Below are 4,175 nucleotides of genomic sequence, written 5' to 3'. Positions count from 1 at the left end.
CACATGGACCGGCGCCTGCCCCACCTGCCACCGCGACATACCCACCCCGACATCAACCTGACCAAGCACTACTAGAAGCCGAGCTTGCGCAGCTGCCTCGGGTCGCGCTGCCAGTCCTTGGCCACCTTCACGTGCAGGTCGAGGTAGACGGGCGTGCCGAGCAGCGCCTCGATCTGCTTGCGGGACTTGATGCCGACGTCCTTGAGGCGCTTGCCCTTCGGGCCGATGATGATGCCCTTCTGGCTGGGCCGCTCGATGTAGACGAAGGCGTGGATGTCGAGCAGCGGCTTGTCGGCGGGCCGGTCCTCGCGCGGCAGCATCTCCTCGACCACCACCGCGATCGAGTGCGGCAGCTCGTCCCGTACGCCTTCGAGCGCGGCCTCGCGGATCAGCTCGGCGACCATGACCTGCTCGGGCTCGTCGGTGAGGTCGCCCTCCGGGTAGAGGGCCGGGCCCTCGGGGAGGAGCGGGATCAGGAGGTCGGCCAGCAGGTCCACCTGCTTCGCGCCGACCGCCGAGACCGGGACGATCTCCGCCCACTCGATACCGAGCTCCTTGCCGAGCTGGTCGATCGCGATGAGCTGCTCGGCAAGACGCTTGCTGTCGACCAGGTCGGTCTTGGTGACGACGGCGATCTTCGGCGTCTTCTTGATCGACGCCAGCTCCTTGGCGATGAACCGGTCGCCGGGGCCGATCTTCTCGTTCGCGGGCAGGCAGAAGCCGATCACGTCGACCTCGGCCCACGTGGTGCGCACCACGTCGTTCAGGCGCTCGCCGAGCAGAGTGCGCGGCTTGTGCAGCCCCGGAGTGTCCACCAGGATCAGCTGCGCGTCCTCACGGTGCACGATGCCGCGCACGGTGTGCCGCGTGGTCTGCGGCTGGTCGGCGGTGATGGCCACCTTCTTGCCGACCAGAGCGTTCGTGAGGGTGGACTTGCCCGCGTTGGGACGGCCGACGAAGCAGGCGAAGCCGGCGCGGTGGGCGGGTCCGGCGGCGGGGGTGTGAACGCTCATGGCGTCCATTGTCCCTGATGCCGAGGGCGCCGCGGCACGGTGAGGTTCCGGTAACCACGCGGCAACACGAAACACGGCGGAAACACCGAGGTACGGATTCCGAAACGCGCGGCGGTGACGCTGGCCCGCATGCCTGCCTCCACCCTCACCGCCCTCGCCGCCGGGAAGAGCCCGGCTCTCGACACCGGCGACACCGCCTGGCTGCTCGCCGCCACCGCGCTCGTCCTGCTGATGACGCCGGGCCTGGCCCTGTTCTACGGCGGTATGGTCCGCACGAAGTCCGTCCTCAACATGCTGATGATGAGCTTCGTCTCCATCGCCCTGGTGACCGTGGTGTGGCTGGTCGCCGGCTACTCGCTCGCCTTCGGCGACGACGCCTTCGCCGGGCTGATCGGCGGCCTCGCGCACGCGGGCATGGCGGGCATCGGCCCCGGCTCGGTCACCGGCACGGTCCCCACCTTCCTCTTCACCACCTTCCAGCTGACCTTCGCGATCATCACGGCGGCGCTGATCAGCGGCTCGGTCGCCGACCGTACGAAGTTCGGGGCGTGGCTCGTCTTCGTACCGGTGTGGGCGCTGCTCGTATACGTTCCCGTCGCGCACTGGGTGTGGGGTCCGGGCGGCTGGATCGGGCAGCGTCTGGGCACGCTCGACTTCGCGGGCGGCCTCGTCGTGGAGATCGCCTCGGGCGCGTCGGGCCTCGCGCTGTGCCTGGTCATCGGGCCGCGCATCGGCTTCAAGAAGGACGCGATGCGCCCGCACAACCTGCCGATGGTGCTCATGGGCGCCGGTCTGCTCTGGTTCGGCTGGCTCGGCTTCAACGGCGGCTCGGCGTTCGCCGCGAACGGCCTCGCCGCGGCCTCCCTCCTCAACACCCTCGTCGCCGGGTGCACGGGCCTGCTGGGCTGGCTCTTCGTCGAGCAGGTGCGCGACGGGCACCCCACGACGTTCGGCGCCGCGTCCGGCGCGGTGGCCGGGCTCGTCGCCATCACCCCGGCCTGCGGTGTGGTGGGCGTGGTCGGCGCGGCGGCGGTCGGTCTCGTGGCCGGTGTGGTGTGCTCGTACGCCGTCGCCTGGAAGTTCAAGCTGAACTACGACGACTCGCTCGACGTCGTCGGCGTCCACTTCGTCGGCGGCGTGGTCGGCACGGTGCTCATCGGGCTCTTCGCGACGAAGACGATGACCGGGTCGTCGGCGAAGGAGGGCCTGTTCTACGGGGGCGGGCCCGGGCAGCTCGGCAAGCAGCTCCTCGCCGTGGCCGCGGTCGCCGCGTACACGTTCCTGGTCACGTACGGGATCGGCAAGGCGATCGACAAGCTGATGGGCCTGCGGGCCTCGGCCGAGGACGAGATGACGGGACTCGACCAGACGGCACACGCCGAGACTGCGTACGATCACGGCGTCCTCGGGCACGGCGCGCCGCTGCCCGTCCCCGTCTCCGGAAAGGTCGCGCCATGAAGCTGATCACCGCGGTCGTCAAGCCGTACCGCCTCGACGAGGTCAAGACGGCGTTGCAGGAGCTCGGTGTGCACGGCCTGACGGTGACCGAGGCCAGCGGTTACGGGCGCCAGCGCGGCCACACCGAGGTGTACCGCGGCGCCGAGTACCAGGTCGACCTGGTGCCGAAGGTGCGGATCGAGGTCGTCGTGGGGGACGACGACGCCGAGGCGGCGATGGACGCGATCGTGCGGGCCGCGCGGACGGGCAAGATCGGCGACGGCAAGGTCTGGGCCGTGCCGGTGGACTCCGTGGTGCGGGTGCGCACGGGCGAGCGGGGCCCGGACGCGGTCTGAACCGTCAGCCGACCGACCCCGAACCGGCCACCCGCGCGCGACCGGCGGGCGCGCCGACTCAGTCCGTGCCGCTGAGCGGTCCCGGGAGAACGTCCCGTGATGCGAGACTGCCCCGTGAATCCTTGGAATCACGGGGCAGTCGGCGCGAACTGACGCCCGCGCCTCGGTGCCCGCGCCTCGACGCCCGCGGCCGAAAACCGGAGCCTACGCCTTCGCTTCCGCCGTGACCGTGCCGTCCGGCCCCGCCAGGAACACCGGCGTGCCCGCGCCGCCCAGGTCGCGCACGGCCGCCAGGTCCTCGTCGGGCACCGTCCGCGCCCCGGACACGACGGCCGCCGCCTCCAGGGACTGGGCACCGGACGCCACCGCCATCGCCACGGCCGTGCGCAGGGCGCTCAGCTTCAGCGAGTCCAGGGCGACACTGCCCGCCACATACGTACGGCCGGTCTCGTCACGCACGGCCGCGCCCTCGGGCACGCCGTTGCGGGCCCGCGCGCTGCGGGCCAGGGTGACGATCTTGCGGTCCTCGGGGGCCAGGTCGGTACCGGCGGCGCTGCTCTCAGTCATGCAGTGAGCATAAAGAGCCCGGCGGCACTCACCCCGCCACGGGGTACATCGCCCCGCGCCGCCCCTGCGGCGAGGCCAGCCACTCCAGCTTCGCCGCGGTGTCCGCCTCCGCCAGCGGCGTGTGCAGCACCACAGTCAGGTCCGGCCGGGCCGGAACCTTCATCGCGGTCGACTCCACGACCAGCAGCCCCGCCACCGGATGCTCCAGCTCCTTGCGGATCTGCCCCTGCGCCCTGATGTCACGCCGCTCCCACAGCTCCACGAACTCCGGGCTGACCGCCTTGAGTTCGTCGAACACCTCCTGGAAACCCTCGTCGTCGGGGCACTCCGAGCAGGCGGCGCGGAACTGTGCGACGACCGTCGCCGCGTTCTCCTCCCAGCTGCTGGAGCGGGCGCGGTACAGCGGGTCGGTGAAGAAGTCGACGACGCAGTTCTGCGTGTTCTCGGGGCGCATCCCGAGAACGATCGCCGCCGCGTCGTTGTACATCACGCAGTTGTAGTACGGGTCCATGATGTGCGCGGGGAACGGCATCCAGGTGTCGATCAGCCGCCGCAGCCCGTCACACATCTGCTGGTCGCCCGCCTCCACCTCGTACGCGGGCGGGTTGAGCCCCGCCAGCACGTACAGGTGACGGCGCTCGGCGTTCGACAGCCGCAGCACCCGGGCCACCGAGTCGAGCACCTGCGGCGACACCGAGATGTCCCGCCCCTGCTCCAGCCACTGGTACCAGGAGGCCCCGACCCCGGCGAGCACGGCGACCTCCTCACGGCGCAGCCCCGGAGTCCGGCGGCGCGCGCCGCC

The 4,175-nt window shown here is 71.1% G+C and carries 5 protein-coding genes; 2 read left to right on the top strand and 3 right to left on the bottom strand.

Features of this window, described 5'->3' with window-relative positions; translation table 11 throughout:
* Window positions 1–71: 71 nt before the first annotated feature.
* A complete protein-coding gene (gene era, locus OFY01_RS15215) occupies window positions 72–1,022 on the bottom strand; it encodes a GTPase Era (protein WP_266600155.1) in 951 nt (316 codons plus the stop codon).
* A gap of 120 nt (window positions 1,023–1,142) precedes the next feature.
* Here era and OFY01_RS15210 point away from each other — a divergent pair, with 120 nt between their 5' ends.
* Together OFY01_RS15210 and OFY01_RS15205 are read left to right on the top strand one after the other, a co-directional pair.
* Window positions 1,143–2,471: an ammonium transporter gene (locus tag OFY01_RS15210; RefSeq protein WP_266600153.1), complete on the top strand. Its 1,329-nt coding sequence runs from the start codon at window positions 1,143–1,145 to the stop codon at window positions 2,469–2,471.
* Complete coding sequence (locus OFY01_RS15205) at window positions 2,468–2,806, top strand: P-II family nitrogen regulator (protein WP_266600151.1); 339 nt, start codon at window positions 2,468–2,470, stop codon at window positions 2,804–2,806. Before OFY01_RS15210 ends, OFY01_RS15205 begins: the two co-directional genes overlap by 4 nt.
* Window positions 2,807–3,010: 204 nt before the next feature.
* Here the strand turns inward: OFY01_RS15205 and OFY01_RS15200 are convergent, their stop codons facing one another.
* Together OFY01_RS15200 and OFY01_RS15195 are read right to left on the bottom strand one after the other, a co-directional pair.
* Window positions 3,011–3,373 (bottom strand): cytidine deaminase, encoded by a 363-nt coding sequence (locus tag OFY01_RS15200; protein WP_266600149.1) that lies wholly within the window; start codon window positions 3,371–3,373, stop codon window positions 3,011–3,013.
* 28 nt (window positions 3,374–3,401) lie between these two features.
* A partial coding sequence (locus OFY01_RS15195; RefSeq protein ID WP_266600147.1) for a helix-turn-helix transcriptional regulator occupies window positions 3,402–4,175 on the bottom strand: 774 nt, incomplete at its 5' end.

The organism is Streptomyces beihaiensis, assembly GCF_026274175.1.
Taxonomy (GTDB): Bacteria; Actinomycetota; Actinomycetes; order Streptomycetales; family Streptomycetaceae; genus Streptomyces; species Streptomyces beihaiensis.
The sequence above is the reverse complement of the archived record's forward strand: the minus strand, read 5'-3'. Positions and strand labels throughout refer to the sequence as shown.